At 71.1% G+C, this 15,880-nt stretch carries 12 protein-coding genes; 2 read left to right on the top strand and 10 right to left on the bottom strand.

What is annotated here, in order from left to right; all coding sequences use genetic code 11:
* Positions 1-55: 55 nt before the first annotated feature.
* On the top strand, positions 56-1,453 hold the full coding sequence (locus tag PS467_RS34980; protein WP_311038563.1) for a cytochrome P450: 1,398 nt from the start codon (positions 56-58) through the stop codon (positions 1,451-1,453).
* 76 nt (positions 1,454-1,529) lie between these two features.
* Here the strand turns inward: PS467_RS34980 and PS467_RS34985 are convergent, their stop codons facing one another.
* The 8 genes from PS467_RS34985 to PS467_RS35020 all read right to left on the bottom strand — a co-directional run bounded on the left by PS467_RS34985 (position 1,530) and on the right by PS467_RS35020 (position 9,854).
* Positions 1,530-2,126 (bottom strand): toxin, encoded by a 597-nt coding sequence (locus PS467_RS34985; protein ID WP_311038564.1) that lies wholly within the window; start codon positions 2,124-2,126, stop codon positions 1,530-1,532.
* A 53-nt stretch (positions 2,127-2,179) separates the two neighbouring features.
* Positions 2,180-2,623 (bottom strand): helix-turn-helix domain-containing protein, encoded by a 444-nt coding sequence (locus PS467_RS34990; RefSeq protein WP_311038565.1) that lies wholly within the window; start codon positions 2,621-2,623, stop codon positions 2,180-2,182.
* Between the two features lie 273 nt (positions 2,624-2,896).
* On the bottom strand, positions 2,897-4,051 hold the full coding sequence (locus tag PS467_RS34995; RefSeq protein ID WP_311038566.1) for an MAB_1171c family putative transporter: 1,155 nt from the start codon (positions 4,049-4,051) through the stop codon (positions 2,897-2,899).
* A 224-nt stretch (positions 4,052-4,275) separates the two neighbouring features.
* Positions 4,276-5,073 carry an SAM-dependent methyltransferase gene (locus PS467_RS35000; RefSeq protein ID WP_311038567.1) on the bottom strand — a complete coding sequence of 266 codons (798 nt, stop codon included), beginning with the start codon at positions 5,071-5,073 and terminating at the stop codon, positions 4,276-4,278.
* A gap of 123 nt (positions 5,074-5,196) precedes the next feature.
* On the bottom strand, positions 5,197-5,949 hold the full coding sequence (locus PS467_RS35005) for a VC0807 family protein (RefSeq protein WP_311038568.1): 753 nt from the start codon (positions 5,947-5,949) through the stop codon (positions 5,197-5,199).
* 299 nt (positions 5,950-6,248) lie between these two features.
* On the bottom strand, positions 6,249-7,037 hold the full coding sequence (locus PS467_RS35010; protein ID WP_311038569.1) for a hypothetical protein: 789 nt from the start codon (positions 7,035-7,037) through the stop codon (positions 6,249-6,251).
* Positions 7,027-8,613 (bottom strand): substrate-binding and vWA domain-containing protein, encoded by a 1,587-nt coding sequence (locus PS467_RS35015; RefSeq protein ID WP_311038570.1) that lies wholly within the window; start codon positions 8,611-8,613, stop codon positions 7,027-7,029. Before PS467_RS35015 ends, PS467_RS35010 begins: the two co-directional genes overlap by 11 nt.
* Entirely contained in the window at positions 8,610-9,854 is a 1,245-nt protein-coding gene (locus tag PS467_RS35020; RefSeq protein ID WP_311038571.1) for a hypothetical protein, read from the bottom strand. The genes PS467_RS35015 and PS467_RS35020 overlap by 4 nt, the downstream gene beginning before the upstream one ends.
* 269 nt (positions 9,855-10,123) lie before the next feature.
* Here PS467_RS35020 and PS467_RS35025 point away from each other — a divergent pair, with 269 nt between their 5' ends.
* Complete coding sequence (locus tag PS467_RS35025) at positions 10,124-12,373, top strand: hypothetical protein (protein WP_311038572.1); 2,250 nt, start codon at positions 10,124-10,126, stop codon at positions 12,371-12,373.
* A 60-nt stretch (positions 12,374-12,433) separates the two neighbouring features.
* Here the strand turns inward: PS467_RS35025 and PS467_RS35030 are convergent, their stop codons facing one another.
* Together PS467_RS35030 and PS467_RS35035 are read right to left on the bottom strand one after the other, a co-directional pair.
* Positions 12,434-15,295, bottom strand: a complete 2,862-nt coding sequence (locus PS467_RS35030) for a M48 family metallopeptidase (RefSeq protein WP_311038573.1) — start codon at positions 15,293-15,295, stop codon at positions 12,434-12,436.
* A gap of 2 nt (positions 15,296-15,297) precedes the next feature.
* A complete protein-coding gene (locus PS467_RS35035) occupies positions 15,298-15,864 on the bottom strand; it encodes a hypothetical protein (protein WP_311038574.1) in 567 nt (188 codons plus the stop codon).
* Between the last annotated feature and the right edge of the window lie 16 nt (positions 15,865-15,880).

Consider the following 15,880-nt stretch of genomic DNA (forward strand, 5'->3'; position numbering starts at 1 on the left):
CGGACCGCACGGCCCGGCCGGAACGGCCCTTGCTGTCGCACTAAGGACATCGGACATGGAATTCCCCCCTTCGGAGCTGGCGTCCCTGGCGGTCGAGCCGCTGATGACACGGGACTTCGAGACCCGGCCCGCCGCGGTCTACTCGCGCCTGAGAGCCCGTTACGGACCGGTGGCGCCCGTCGATCTGCACGGGGTCCCGGTGTGGCTGGTGCTCGGCTACCGCGAAGTGTGGGAGGTCCTGCGCGACGAGAACGTGTGGAAGAAGGACGTCCAGCACTGGCGGTGGCTGAACGAGGGCAAAGTCCCCTCCGACTGGCCGCATCTGCCCAGCTATCAGGTCAGCCATCTGCTGGTCCAGGACGACCAGCGGCGCAAGGCGACACGCGCCGCCGTGGAGGAGGCGATCGCCCCGTTCCAGGACCCCCATGCGCCGGAGTCCTTCGAGCTGGCGAAGGCCGTCTCCCGGCACGCCGACGAGTTGATCAGCTTCTTCGCGGACGGCAGCGACAGCGGATGGGTGGACCTGGGCGCGCAGTTCGCACGGGCGCTGCCGCTGATGGCCGTCAACCGGCTGTTCGGCTTCCCGGTCGACCAGGGCGACGAGGTCTTCATGGACTCGTGGCGCATGGTGGACGGCGGCCCGGAGGCCGCCGCGGCCGTGGGCCGGCTGGTGGCCGCGACGACCGAACTCGCCGCGTACAAGAAGCAGCACCCCGGCGACGACCTGACCACCCGGCTGCTCGCCGTCGAGCCCGCGCTGACGGTGGAGCAGGTCGGGCTGGAGCTGTACGCCATCATCGTCATCATGGCGGAGCTGGTCAGCCACGCCATCACCAACAGTGTGCTGGAGGTGCTGGCCGGGGAGGCCGGGGCGCGGGCCGGCCTGATGGCGGGGCCCGTCGAGGAGCTGGTCAACCGCGTGCACATCGCCTCGCCACCGTGGGTCAACCTCACCTTCCGCTTCCCCGTGGTCGACACCGACCTGGGAGACTTCCGGCTGGCCGCGGGCGACGCGGTCGTGCCCTCGATCGCCGCCGCGCACGGTGACCCGGTGTTCGCCACCCCCGGCAGCCAGGAGGCGTCGGTGAGCTCGCGCGCCCATCTGGCCTGGGGCGCGGGGCCGCACCAGTGCCCGGGGCGGGGCATCGCCGACATGATCGTCACCACGGCGGTGGGCAAGCTGTTCGAACGGTGCGACCTCGAACTGGGGCTGCCCGTCGACCAGTTGCCCTGGCGCTCCTCGACGCACGTACGCGGGCTGAAGTCCTGCCCCGCCCGGTTCCACATGCGGATGCGGCCGACCCCGGTGGCGCCCCCGGCCCCCGAGGCGGCCGCGCCCACCCCGGCGCCCGAACCCGCTCCGGCGCCCGAACCCGCGACGCCCGCCCCCGCCCAGCCGGAACGGCCCCGCTCCGCGCTCTGGCGCTTCCTGGCGAGCCTCCGCCGAGGCTAGGACGAGCAACAAGGCGTCAGGACGGCACGAAGCCGGCGGTGGCATGCGGCCGCCGCCGGCACATGAGTGACGCGCATCAGATCAGGGTGCGTTCGATCCGGCTGAGCGTGGCGTCCTGCCCGGCTTCCCTGGCCTCCCCGGCCTTCCCGGCTTCCCCGGTCTTCGGGGCCGTGGGCACACCATGCCGTGTCCCGGTGCCGCCCACCCGTTGGGAGAGCAGATAGGCGATGATCTCCGCTTCCTGCTCCTGGACGTCGTCGTAGGTCGCGCGCAGGAGCATGTCACGCACGAGGTCGGGGTCGAGGTTGGGGAAGAGAAGGCGGGCGCTCGCCTCGTCCAGCCAGCCTGCCCCGCGATGGCAGCAGATGATGTGGCCCAGCTCATGCAAGATGATGTGCTCCTGATGCGCGCTGGTCGTGTTGGCGTCGTAGAAGATGAGGTCCTCGTCGCGCGCGGCGACCCACATGCCGCACGGGTGCGACGCCGGCATCTGCATCGGGACCAGCGTGATCGGGCGGCCGCGGACCTCGCCGAGATGGCGGCACAGTTCGGCGACATCGGCCACCTCCGGCAGATCCAGCTCGGCGATCCGCCGCGCACCCGCCTTCCGGAGCTTCTTGAGCTGGCTGCGCCGGTCCTGACCGGCCGACCGCCCCTTCTTGGCGCCCCTCACACCGAGTCCCTCATACCGAGCTCCTCTCTGCCGAGCCCCTCACGCCGAGCCCTTCACTCCGGGTCGTCCGCGGCGTCGGTGACCGGCGGAAGACCCTGCAACTGCCGGTACTGGTCCATGAGGGTCGTGATGGCCTGGAGGTTCTCCTTCTTCATCCCGGCCGCCCGCATCGCCACGGCGCGGACCCCCGCCTGTCGCAGCGCCTCGATGGCGGCGAGCTCGCTGAGCACCGACTCGGCGACCTGGTCGTCGAAGAAGTAGGCCACCGACACGCCGAAGAAACGCGCCAGGGCGGCCAGCAGGTCCGGTGAGGGATTGGAGCGCTTGCCCGTCCGCAGCTGCGACAGATACACGCCCCCGACCTTGAGTTCGGGGTTGGACCGCTTCAGCTCCTCCGCCACCTCGGCGTTGGTCCAGTGCCTGCCCTTGGGGCGAACCGTCTTGAAGAGGTTGTCCAGACGCACGGCCAGCAGGGGACGGTCCTCGCTCTCGGACATCGTGCGGCTCCCCTCCCGTCACCCCTTCGGTATTGCCCCCGGTTATTCGTGAGTCTCCCAGATCAACTGCCAGTTGACAATCGCGCGGAACTCCGCCACCGTGGACCTTGTCGATAGCTGCCAGCTAACTTCGTCGGCGGGGGTGGCCGAGTTGGCCGGCGGCTATCGGCCTGGTCCGGCCCGGTCTTCCGGGTCCGGGTCCGGTGGAAGAAACGGGGGACCACGGGGGATATCCCGCCCGGCCTGACACGGGGGCAGACCGGGCGGGAACTCTCAACGCGCCCTGCCGAGCTTGCGGTAGGCGGAGGCGACCTTCGTCAGCCACAGGACCTCCGCGGCGAAGTTGTCGGTGTCGCGGTCCGCGAAGTCCCGCGCGTCCGCGTTGTGTTCCGGGATGGTGCCGGTGCGCTTGGCGTGCAGGGCCTGTCTGATCTGCGCGGCCTCGGCGAACGCCTGCCGGGAATCTTCACCGCCCGTGAAGTCCGCTTCCCCGTCCCCGCTGGCGGTGCGGTCGATGTAGGGACGTAACTCCCGCCATCCGTCGCGGATTTCGATGACCCGTCGGTGGAGGCGGTAGTCGAGGTCGGAGACCGAAGCGCCGGGCGGCTCCAGGACGATGTCCGGGGAGGACTCGTACAGGTCCCGCCAGAGCGGGTAGAGGGCCCGGTAGGACCGGTACCCGCGCGCCCACTCCAGCAGCCTGGTGGCGGAGGCCCCCCAGGAGGAGATCGTCAGGCTGAGCGAGAGGGTGATGATGCCCAGGGCGCTGAAGACGGAGGCGGCGAGCGTCCAGGCACCGATGTCGATCCCGCACGCGGCGGTGAGGACGTTGACCACCCTGGCCAGGAAGTACAGGAACAGGAGCACCGCGGTGACGGAGAGCAGCCGCAGGGCCTGCCGCAGCGAGGTCCTGCCCGCCATACGGGCGTAGGGGCCGCACTGGCGCAGGATGGTGACGCACGGGACCGCCTGGGAGAGCATGAAGGCCAGGAGGTAGGTGAGGACCAGCGGCTGGCCGCTGCCGGTGTTGAAGTCCGAGGCCGGCCGGTCGGGGCCGTCGGCGATGAAGAAGAGCGCCGTCAGCAGCGCGTTGAGGACGACGCCGGTGACCAGCCACCAGCGGGCCTTCCGTCCGGTGTCCTCACCGTCGGTCGCCCAGCGCAGCAGGATGATCTGCGCGCTGACGACGAAGGCGACCGCCGACAGGTGCATCAGCAGGATGGCGAGGTTGCCGACGCCCAGGAAGCGCTCGTTGCCCATCGCGACGGTACCCATCGTGAAGGTGAGGCACTGGAGCAGCAGAGCGACCACCAGTGTGCGGTAGGCGGTGTCCCGCCAGCTGCGTCTCATCTGCGACAGCCGGTAGACGAGCGCGGCGTACGACGAGAGCGCCGATATGGCGAAGCAGAGGGTCTTAGCGGTGTTCACGGCCCTTTCCCCACAGGTGCCGCGCACGCGGCGGACGGTTTCGGTCGGTGGTGTCGCCCAAGGGATCCATGGGCCCGATGCCTTCGGCCGCCACGGCGATGGCGCCCGGCTTCACCAGCAGTTGACGCGCGGTGGTCGCAACGGCCGTCCGCGGCCCGGTGGTGTCATCGGCACAAGGTGTTCCGAGAACATCCATGGTCAAACCGTACCGTGGGTAAGGCGGTTCAGCCGGTCTTCCGCGCCACGCCGCCGTAGTAGCCGATCTGGCCGGGCCGGGTCGGCGGCGGGGTGTCCGGGCGCCAGAACGGGACCTCCGCCAGACCGGGCTCGACCAGCGTGAAGCCGTCGAAGAACCGTTCGACCTCGGCGCGGGAACGCAGGTTGAGGGGGGCGGTGGCCTTGTCGTACACGGCCTGGGCCGCGCGCCGGTCGGCGAAGTCGCCCGTGGCGTGGGAGAGCACCAGGAAGCTTCCGGCCGGCAGCGCGTCGCGCAGGGTGGCGACGACCCGCTCGGGCTGCTCCGCCTCCGTGAGGAAGTGGACGACGGCGACGAGGAGCACCGCGACCGGCTCGCCGAAGTCGATGACCCGGCGGACCTCGGGGTGGTCCACGATGCCCTGCGGGTCGCGCAGATCGGCGAGCGCGATATTGGTCAGGGCGGACCCGCGGAGGAGCACATTGGCGTAGGTGTTGACGATCGGGTCGTTGTCGACGTACGCGACGCGCACGTCCGAAGCCACCTCCTGGGCGATCTCGTGCACATTGGGCGAGCTGGGCAGCCCGGTGCCGATGTCGAGGAGCTGCCGGACGCCGCTGCCGACCACGTGGCGCACGGCTCGCCGCAGGAAGGCGCGGTTGGCCTGGACGCCGAGCCGCACCTCGGGTGCCGCGTCGACGAGCCGGTCACCGGCGTCGCGGTCCACCTCGTAGTTGTTCTTGCCGCCGAGCAAGTAGTCGTAGATGCGCGCGGGATGTGGCCTGCTGGTGTCGATCTGCTCGGCACGGAAGCCGTTCTCTGTCACGCTGCGCTCCTCTCGACAACCGTCCCCAGGCCCCGTCCTGCGATCGGCTGACGACAGCTTTTCATATCAACGCCGATACGGTGCTGGTCAAGCGCATCGACCCGCCCCCGATTCATCGGCCGGTCAGGACTGGGCGGCCGCGGCGGCGGCCTTGGCGCGCGCCTCGCCCTTGCGGCGCGACCGCTTGCCGTACCACGCCGTCCATATGCCGAGGCTGCCGAGCACGCTGTAGATCATGACCGGGCTCAGGATCACCATGGTGTCAGTTCTGAGCGTGAACGCCAGCACGATCCGCACCGCGGCCTCCACGCAGTAGGCCACGCCCCAGACCGTCGTCATCGTGATGAGGCTCCTGCGGAAGTCCTCGAACCGCCACAGGCCGTTCCACCAGGCGACGCTCGCGTCGGTGCCGTCGGTGGAGAACTTGCGCCCGAAGTAGAACATCAGTGGGCGCGGCGCCAGCAGCGTGGCCAGGCACAGCAGGCCGAACAGCCCGGTGATGGACGAGTCCTTGATCAGCAGAGCGCGCGCCGAATGCGCGCCGACGAGCGACACCACCGCGGTGATCACGATGAACACCATGGTGACGACGGCGAATTCATCGAGGCGGCGGCGCCAGGCAAGGTGGACGGCGCTGTCCAGCACCAGCCAGGCGCTGCTGGTCAGCAGTGCGGCGAATTCGCTCCAGCCGTGGTCGCGCAGCGCGTGGTACGTCATGATCGGCGCGACGACGTTGAGGCTGAGCGTGATGGCCCAGCTGAGAATGGCGGCGCCCTTGGAGCGGGCGGGTGCCGCCGGGCGCTCGCCGGTCTGCGCTGCCGCCGTCTCCGGTGCGCGCTCGGCGCCTTGCTCGGTGGTGGTGTTTCGAGTGAGCACGGTTCCCCTGTAAGAGTTCCTGTGATGTGGAGAGAAGAACGTAAAACAGGCACGTCGGGAGGGGACAGTGCTGCGGCGCCAAATGTCACCAAAGTCTCGCCGGAAGCTCGTTTGAGGAGAGCGATGATGAGCAAGTTGCTGCTGGGCTCACATTTGCGCGGCCCCGGTCGGGGTTTTTCGGAGAGGGAGGGCCGGTGTATCGAGAAGGCCCGAGAATTCCTCCCGTAAACAGCTGTTTCCGCGTATCGCAGTTACACCGGAAAATCCCTTCCAGTACCCCTGATAGCGGGTCATAGTCGTTAGCTGAAGATCGCGATGGCCTCGACGGTCAGTTCCCCGGTCCGCGGGTTCCAGTCCCGCACCTTGCCCAGACAGCGTGCCGGGAACGTGCCGTCGTGGCTGTCGTCGTTGCGCAGCCCGTCGGTGGCGCAGACCACGCGGACCTGTGGCCCTTGGGCCGGGTCCTCCGGGTCGCCGTACGGGGCGAGGAAGACGGTGCGCGCGTCGGTCTGCCCGGCCTTGCGGAACCGGCCCCGCAGGGAGACGAAGTCCTCGATGTCGCGCAGCCGGACGGCCGCCCCGGCCCCCCGGCCGGGGCGGCCGTCCGTGTCCAGGGAGCGGGCCAGGGCGTGGTTCCAGGTGATGGTGCGGGTCCTGAGGTCACCGTGGACGATGGCGTCGGTCCGCTCCAGGGTGTCCACGATGAGGCCGATCACCGTGATGGGCTTGGCGCTCTCGATGTACGTGCTGATCTCCTCGCGGCTGACGTTCCGGCCGCCGCTGACGCCCACACCGAAGATCCGGGCCCGCAGCGATCCGTCCGTGCTGCCGGTGATCCGGTGCTCGACCTCCCGCTCCAGCGCCTTCTCGTAACGGCCCATCTCGTACAGGTTCATGATGGCCCGGTCGTGGAGGTAGAGGCAGATCCCCTCCGTCGGCTTCTCCGAGCTCTGTCTGAGGCGTCTGCGGTACCGGTGCGCGCGGATCACCAGCAGGACCACGGCGACGATCAGGCTGACGGCGGTCGCCGCCCACACCAGCGTCCAGGGCCACCAGACGCTCCACCACATTCCGCTGTCAACAGCCACGGATCTCCTTGAAGGCGTCGGGGAGGGAACGGGCGCCCGCGTCCACCACGCGCCCGCCGGTCGTACGCGCCGCCCGGGTCAGCTCCGCGGTGTCCGCCGCGCCGAGGCGGAGCGGGAAGGTGGGGATGGAACGGACCGTCTCCGCCCGTGCCGCGTACCGTCGCCGGAACTCCTCGAAGGTGATGCCGGAGGTGTTCTCACCGTCGGTCATGAGGACGATCGAGACCGGCTGCCCGGGGTGGTCGCGGACGATGCCGGACGCCTTCCGGTAGGCGTGGTCGAGCGCGGACCAGATGGCGGTGGAGTCGTCGAAGCCGTCCGCCGCGACGAAGGAGTCCACGGACCGCAGGTCCCGCCGCCCGCCGACGGTGACGTCGCGCTCGGCGAGGACGCGGCCGCCGAAGCGCATGACGGTGATCCGCTCGCCCTGGTAGAACCGCACGAACTTCCCCGTGGCGGAGGTGTCGGCGCCGCTGAGCCCGGCGAACGCCGAGCGCAGCGCGGCCACCCGGGCGCCCCGCATCGAGGTGGAGAAGTCGAGGAGGAAGATCACGTGGTTCGGGGTGGGCGACCGGGGGTCGCCGTAGTCCTCGACCAGTTGGTCCACGACCGCCCGCTGGTCCGGGAAGTACAGCGCGTTGCCGATGTCGGCCCGCAGCCGGGGGTCCCTGCGCACCTGGGGGCCGAGTGGCCGGCGCAGTGTGCGTTCCATGATTTTCTGCTGGGTGGACGCGCTCTTCAGCCAGGCCACCACCTTGTCGTACGCGTCGCGCTTGGCCGGGTCGAGCAGGAGCAGCGGGTAGTCGGACAGCACCATGCCGTCCTTCGGGTAGATGATCTCCAGCTTTTCGTGGAGCCTGCCGCCGGCGTTGAGCGACAGCAGCTCCGATTCGTAGGTGATCAGGGCGTCCAGCTCGTCCTGGTGGGCGATGAACTCCTCGCGCAGCTCCGCGCTGCTCTCCGCGGTGACCTTCTGGCCGGTACGGAAGCCACGCAGCCGGTCACAGGAGATGTCCTCGGCGCGCAGCGCGCTGCCGGTCCCGGCCGCGGCGGTCGCGACGCCGACGAGCGCGGAGAGGCCGCTGTTGGTGCGCTTGGGGTCGGCCATGCCGAAGCGCACCGAGCCCGCGGCGGCGGCGTCGGCGATGTCCGCCCAGGACACCTGACCGCCCTTGGCCCGCGCGCGCAGGGCCCTGGCGGTGTCCGGCTTCACGCCGACGACCACCGGGGAGAGCATGGTGGTGGTGGCGAGCGGCTTGTCGGCCGCGCCGTGGGACTCCTTGAGCCTGAGCTGGAAGTAGCGGTCGGAGGCGAGCCAGGCGAGATCGTGGTGGTACGCACCGGGGGTCAGCCCGTCCCCGGCGTCCACGGTGGCCCGGTACTCCATGTCCAACTCCACCCCGGTGTCCCGGCGCAGGTCGTCCAGGAGCGGCGCCATGTCCCGCAGCTCCGAACTCGCCAGCACCCGCAGGGTGGTGGGCTCCTCGTCACCGGAGCCGCAGGCGGTGGCGCTGGCCGTGCCGAGCAGGGCCAGACAGAGCGCGAGAACCACCCGGCGGTGCGGACGCCGCCTCATGAGGACGCCTCGGAGGTCGTCTTCGGCGGCGGGCAGTCGCCGACGGACGTGATCATCCGTTCCAGCAGCGGCAGGCTCGGCAGCGTCGCCTTGGTGTCGTTGGCCGCCGAGGCGGGGGCCGGGATGCCCTGGTCCGCCAGGAACCGGTACAGCGCGGTGCTGGTCGCCTTGGAACTGGAGTCCAGGACGCGGAAGCCCAGTTCCATCGCCCGGCGCTGGAGCTGTTCATCGGTGGCGAGCAGTTCCCCGAGCCGGTCGCCCTTGGGGGTGAGCGCGATGTATTCGGGCTCGGTCAGGAACTGCGTCGACGGATAGAGCAGGACCCGCTCCGCGTCGGGCTTTCCGGTCTGCTGCCGTTGCCGTATCTGGTAGGCGAAGTACTGGTGCTCGTAGACCACCACGATCGGGGCGACGCCCTTTCCCTCGGGCACTTCGTAGGTCTTGAACATCTCCTCCGAAGGCAGCCCCTGGGAGACGAGAGTCGGCTTGATCAGCTCGGCCACGCGGTCCGCCGCCGCGTCGTTCGTCGGGACGGCGTTTCCGTTCTCCACGAAGGCGACCAGCCCCAGATACGTTCCGGCGTGGTTGGCCTCGCAGATGTTCGACGTCTGGGCCAGGATGCGGTTGCCGTTCGTCGTCCGGTGTCTCCTTCCGATGCCGATCTCGTCCCAGGTCTTTCCGCGCGCGCTCACGTCGATGAACTTCCCCATGTCGAGGGTGTAGTAGAGCGGGTCGTTCCGCTGCCCGCCGGTGCCCTGCCGTGGCGTGGCCAGACCGTTGTCCCGCAGGGTTTCGGCGTATTCGCGGTAGGTGGCCAGCACGATGGGGCTGACGAAGGGCGAGCGCGCCTTCGCGTACCCGTCCCTGCGATCGTTCTTGATCATCTCCGCCGCGGGCTGGCCGGACGGGAAGGCGAAGTCGTATCCGTCGAAGCTGGTGGTGGCGATGTCACGGGAACCCATCCGGGTGATGTGCACCCTGATGCCGTGTTTCATCAGGATGCGCTGGACCTCCTCGTCCTCGAAGAACTCCGCCTTGGAGGCGATCTTGCCCTCGAGCGTGGTGACCCCTTCGAAGGGGAGCAGGAGATGCCCTCCGGCGGTGAGCGCGAGCAGTCCGGCCACGGGGAAGGCGAGCGCGGTCACGAGCGCACGGAGGGCGCGGCCCCGCAGGGCGAGACGTCGCGAAGGGCCGCGGATCTCCAAGCGTGGCTCCTCCGTATGGGATCTGTCGGCGGTCACCGGCTCCTCCTGGCTGGGAAAGGGGCAGGATCGTGTCCGACGCCCCTGGCGGATGCGTGAATTCCGTCGGGAGGACGCCCTAATTCACCGTGGCCGCTCCGCACCGGATGCGCCCCGGCCCCCGGACATCACGGCGAACGCTCGGTTAACGCCTCGGAACGACGCTTTCCGGCCAGCTTTGGTCTGTACCTGGCAGTGATCGCCTCCGAGGGCAAACCTGTGGGACGTGCACATGCCCCTTGATCGCACGTCAAGGAAGGACCAGCCTCATGCGGCACCGACGGATCAGAGAGACCCCCACGCCACGAGCCGTCCCGCGCGGCCCCCGCGTCCTCACGGCCGGCTGCGCCCTGGCCGCCCTCGCGCTCACGGCCGGCCCCGCCCCCGGCGCCCTGGCCGCCCCCGTCCCGGCGCGGGGCGCCGCCGCGATCGCGTCCGCGGTGCCGGCCGCCCCCGACACGGCGGCCCACACCGTCACCCTGGTCACCGGTGAGCGGGTCACGCTCCGCCCGGACGGGGGCGTCGTGGTGACGGCGCGGCCGGGCGCCACGGCGGACTATGTCACCCAGCGCGTCGACAACGATGTCTTCGTCATTCCGATGACCGCGCTGCCGTATCTGGGCCGCACCCTGGACCCCGCGCTGTTCAATGTGTCCGCCCTGGTCAAGGCCCAGGTCACCACCACACCGGTGCGGGTCGAGGCCACCGCGGGCGCCACGGCCCCGCCCTCGGGTGCCGCCTTCGGCGCGGCGCTGGCGAAGCAGGCCGGCGCCGAGGCGGCCGAGGGTTCCGTCGGCGACGGCCCGCTGTTCGGCGGCGTCACCTCCGTGACACCGGCCATCGCCACGGCCGGTGAACGAACCGCCCCGCGTCCGTCGGCCGTCCACCGGGCGGACCACCCGGTGAAGGTCACCGTGCTCGGCCCGGACGGCGAACCCCGCGCGGGCACCACCACGTTCGGACTGGCCAACGTCGACGACGCCGCCCTCTATCAGGAGCCGTACCTCCAGGCCGTCGACGGCGAGAAGCGGATCGACGTCCCCGCCGGCCACTACACCGCCATGGTCGCCGCCGCGACCCTCGGCAGTGACGGCACCCCGGACGCCATCCGCCTCGCCACCGCCGAGTTCACCGTCTCCGACGGCGCCACCGGCACCGAGGTCGTACTCGACCTGCGCAAAGCCACCCAGCGGATCACCTTCTCGACCCCGCGGGCGGCTCAGGAGAGCCAGCTCATCCTCGGCTACCGGCGCGTCGACGCACAGGGCGACCCGGCGCTCTACAGCACCACCGGCGTCACCGGCGGCCTGCCCACCTATGTGCAGCCCTCCAGCCGGCCCGTCACCACGGGCGACCTGCGCTTCAACGTCTACACCCACCGCGACGCGCCCGCCGAAGCGGCCGAGCCCTACTCCTACGACCTCAAGCTGGACAACCCGGCCGGCCGGATCGCGAAGAACCAGCACTACAAGGTCACCGGACGCCAACTGGCCACGGTGAAGACCAACTACCACAGCGATACGCCGGGCCGCGCCCAGGAGATCGCGCGTCTGATGTACCTGCCGTACGAGACGGGCGGGGAGGCGCTGTCCCAGCCGTTCAAGACACCCGCGCAGCGGGTCGAGTACATCGGCGGCTCCGCCGGCGCCTCCTACCACGACTGGCTCAAGGCCGGGGAACGGCGCTTCGTCTCCCAGAAGCAGCCCCTCCGGCCGGGCCGGACCACCACGGTCGACTGGCTGCGCGGCCCGCTGGTCCCCGGATTCACCGAGCCCGCGCCAGGCGCCGCCGCCCTGGACGAGACGTGGTACTGCACGGCCTGCCGCAAGGGCGACGCGCTCACCTTCTCCCTGGCCACGGTCACGGACTCGGGCGGCCACCACGACCTCGCGTTCCCGTCCGACATCAGCTCCTCGCACCTCGCGGTGGTCTCCGGTGACACGACCCTGTACGAGAGCGACGGCACCTCCGGCGTCGTCCTGGGCGCGCCGCCAAAGAAGGCCGCGTACACGGTGGTGTACGACCAGACCAGGACCAACAGCGACTTCCACCAGTCGCTGACCACGCACACCGAATGGACCTTCGCCTCGGCGCACTCGGGCGGCCAGACCGTGCCGGACGACTGGGCCTGCGTATCCGACCAGGGCGAGTACGACGGGCCCGAGCAGTGCTCGGCGCTGCCGGTCGTCGTCCCGCACTACCAGCTCGGCGCCACACTGGACGGCACCGGCCCGACCGGCGACGACCACCTCGTGGCCACCTTCGGACATGTGCCGGGCGTGGTGGCGCCGCCCGCCGTCACCGAGGCGACCGTCGAGGTGTCCTTCGACGGCGGCGAGCACTGGACGACGGCGTCCACCACCTCGCTGGGCAAGGGCGGGTTCCGCGCCGACTGGACCACCCCGGACTCGGCGGCGGGCCGGGACGCGTCCCTGCGCGTCACCGCCACCGACGCGGACGGCAACGCCGTGACGCAGACCGTGCAGAGCGCGTTCACCGTGGCCGCCGCCCAGGGCTGAGGCCGTGGCGGAGCGCTGAAGACGGGGCGGGGGCCGCTCGGGCCGCGCGGCGGCCCCCGCTCACCCACGATGGCTCTGGAGCCAGTCGTAGAGCGTCCGGTGGGAGAAGTACGTCTGCTGCATCTGCTCTCCCGACATCCGGTACATCTCGACATCGTGCGAGTCGATGGCCTTTTGACAGGTGAGGGCGGCCCGCTCGGACTGGTCCAGGAACGTGGTCCAGTACCGATGGCCCTTCTCATCGGGTACGGGGAAGTAGTGGCGGGCGTCCGCGACGCGGCGCTCGATGTCCTGGCAGATCGGGCGTACCCGGGCGACGACCGCCCCGTAGTCGGAGGCTCGCGTCGCGGCGGTGGTGAAGGTGTTCTCCTCGTGGCCGATGCCGTCCAGGTGTTCGCTGCCGCCGTACCTCAGCCACGCGAGCACGCGCACCGTGTGGATGCGTGGTGAGGTGGCCGCGGGGACCCGCACCCGGGACGGCGTGGTGCCGTCGGGTGTCACCGAGGAGACCTCGGTCAGGGCGAGTTCACTGGTCGAGGCGAAGGCGAGCGCCACGCCCCAGACGGCGGCCACCAGGAAGCGACGGCGTCCGGCCGCGGTGTCCGGCACCTCCGCCGGCGGCGCGGGGCGGCGGCGGGGGAGGCCCGCGAGGACCAGCATGGCCGCCGCGACGGTGAACATCCCCAGTCCCAGAACGCCGAGCCCGGGGTCCACGGTGCTCGTCCAGCCCTCGTGGGGGCGCCATCCGCAGGTGTCATAGGCGATGTCGAGCCGTCCCAGACAGCCGTCCGCGGAGGCCAGCAGGAAGCTCCACAAAAGCCCCAGCAGCGCGGTGACGCCCGCCGTGACCAGTCCGGTCAGCAGCCGGTAGGTACGGTCCCCGGCGCCGGCCACCCACGCCGCGACGACCATCGCCCCGATCAGCGCCACCAGCACCGCCACGGAGTCGGAGAGGGTGGCGACGGCCGGCCGGCCAGGGCCCGGCCGCACCACATGGTGCACGCACACCTTGGCCACGATCAGCGCGCACAGGGCCAGCACCCCACCGCCGACGCCGCAGCGCACGATCCGGCGCACCGGCAGCCCCCGGCCCGGTCGCACACCATCCCCCCGTGCCCAGCGGGGTGCCGCCGGGGTCCGGTGCCACAGGCACGTCAGCAGCGGCAGCAGCCACAGCACCCCCGCCACCCACATCAGGAGCTGCTCCGAGGAGATCACGAACTGGTCGGTGCCCAGCCGGCCGGCCACCCAGCTCACCGCCAGCACCGTGCGCAGGGCGCCGGAGTCGGCCTCGGCCAGTCCGGGGTACCACGTGGCGTACACCGTGAGCAGGCCCTCGCGGTTGACGATCGAGCGGCCCTGCACCCACGTGTACCCGTCCGACTGCCACCACGAGAACCACAGCCCGAACACGAGCCCCGTGGCCACCAGGCCCAGCAGCACAACGGGGCCCAGTGTCCGGCCACGCCAGGTCCGGGCCCACAGTTCGGCGTGCTGAGCCGTCCACCAGCAGATCACGACGCCGATGAGGAGCAGTATCAGCAGGAACCACGGTCGCGCGGGGAGCCAGCGGTCGGCGGCGCGGCCGAGCACCACCTCACCGGTCACCAGGCCCGCCCCGAACCACACACCGGCCCGTATCCCGGACGGGCCGCGCCGGCCGGAGAGCACCGCGTGGACGGCGGCCCGCCACAGGATGGTGCCCACGACCACGGCCGCCAGCCCCGCCCCGAGCAACGCGCAGCCCCACTCCGCCCATCCGGGCAGATCGCCCTGGCCCAGGGTGGCCGAGGTGCCCGCCCAGCCGGAGACGATGATCGCCGCCGCACCGGTCAGGAACATGGGCAGGCGTGGGACGTCGAACAGGCGCACGGGGTCGGCCACCGCCTGGTGCCGCCGCGTCCAGTCCGGATGGGTGCGCCACAGACCGGCGAACGCCCCCAGCGCGTGCCTGACCCGGCCGGCGTCCGGCGGCGCCCCGGCGCGGTGGCTCCACACCCGTGGGTCGGCCCCCCACTTCGCGGCGTCGATATCGGCGTAGAACTCCCTGGTGCGCAGCACGTCGGCGCGCGCCAGGTACACCAGCGCGATCAGGAAACCGGCCTGGAGCAGTTCGTAGACGGTGCTCGGGCGGCTGGACGCCGCGAAGGCCGTGGACGATTCCCGCAGGAAGTCCCGCCGGAAGTAGGCGGCGGCGATCAGCAGGTTGGCCGGCAGCGGCACGGCGAGGAACACCCGCCACAGGGCCACGGTGCCGTAGGTGATGTCAACATCGCGGTTGCGGATATGGGCGAGTTCGTGCAGCACCACTCCGCGGAAACCGGCGGGGTCGGCCGGCCGGCGTGCGAGCAGCCCACCGTGCAGACAGATCGTGTAGTGGGGCCACCGCCCGAACACGACCGCGCTGGGCGTGTGCGCGGCCGGGTCGATGACGACCCGTGGGGAGCGGGCCAGGCCGGCGGTGGCGACCAGTTCGTCGATGAGGTGACGCACCTCGCCGGCCGGATCGACCCGCTGGTCGAGCGGTACGACCTTGCCACGCCGGCCTTTCCAGCGCGGCAGCGCCCAGTGCAGGACCCCTACGGCGGCGATCAGCAGGGCCAGTTCCAGCAGCACCGGCCACCCGGGCAAGCGGTGCTCGAAGCGGTCCATGCACGCGTCCAGCGCTTCCGGGACCCCTGGGCGCTTCAACGCCAGTTGGTTCGCCTGGCGGTCACCGATGGGGTCGACGCCCGCGGCGAAGAAGCACCCGAGGCCGCCGAGGGCGTTCCCCTCGGGCCTGAACGCGTAGGACAGGACATAGTTGACATCGTCGAGCGCCGTCAGGCTCGCCACCAGGACCAGCACCATCAGCAGCACGAAACGGGGTGTGGTCCCCGCGCTGAGGACGCGTTCGTCGACGCGTGCGGCCGGCGCGGACACGGCTACGCCCGGGTGCCCTGCTCGTCGGTGTCGTCCTCGCCGCCCTCGGCCCCGTCGTCGGTCCGGCCGGCCCCGTCGGTTCCGTCGGCCTGGACGGGCAGGAGAAGACGAGCCGCCACGCGGTCGGCGAGCACCTCCGCGCGCTCGGGTTCCAGCCCGCTGCGCGCGGACAGCTCCAGGATCCGCCGCCGCACCTCGGCGACCTGCTCGGGGGTCAGCGCGGGCACCACCAGAGGGTCGGACGGCCGGCGGAACACCCTGCCGAGCCGTCTGCCCACCCTGGCGGGAACGCCGTCGACCGTGCGGCCGATGACCTTGCGCACACTCTCGTCCAGCGCCACCCACACCACCGGAGTGGCCAGGCAGACCATCTCCTCCAGCCCGAACCCCAGGGGCTCCCGGCCCCTGCGGCGGCTGGTCAGCCGCGCCACCACCGTATCGTCGTCGAACCGGCTGAGCCCCGCCACGACGGGCAGCTCCTCGGGTGCCACCTCGGCGATGACCGCGCCCACCACCTCGCGTAGCCGCTGCCCGGACGGAGCCCGGTCCGGCGTCCCCGCTGTGTTCACCTCGCCCCTCCCCGCG

It is taken from the genome of Streptomyces luomodiensis (assembly GCF_031679605.1).
GTDB classification, from domain to species: domain Bacteria; phylum Actinomycetota; class Actinomycetes; order Streptomycetales; family Streptomycetaceae; genus Streptomyces; species Streptomyces luomodiensis.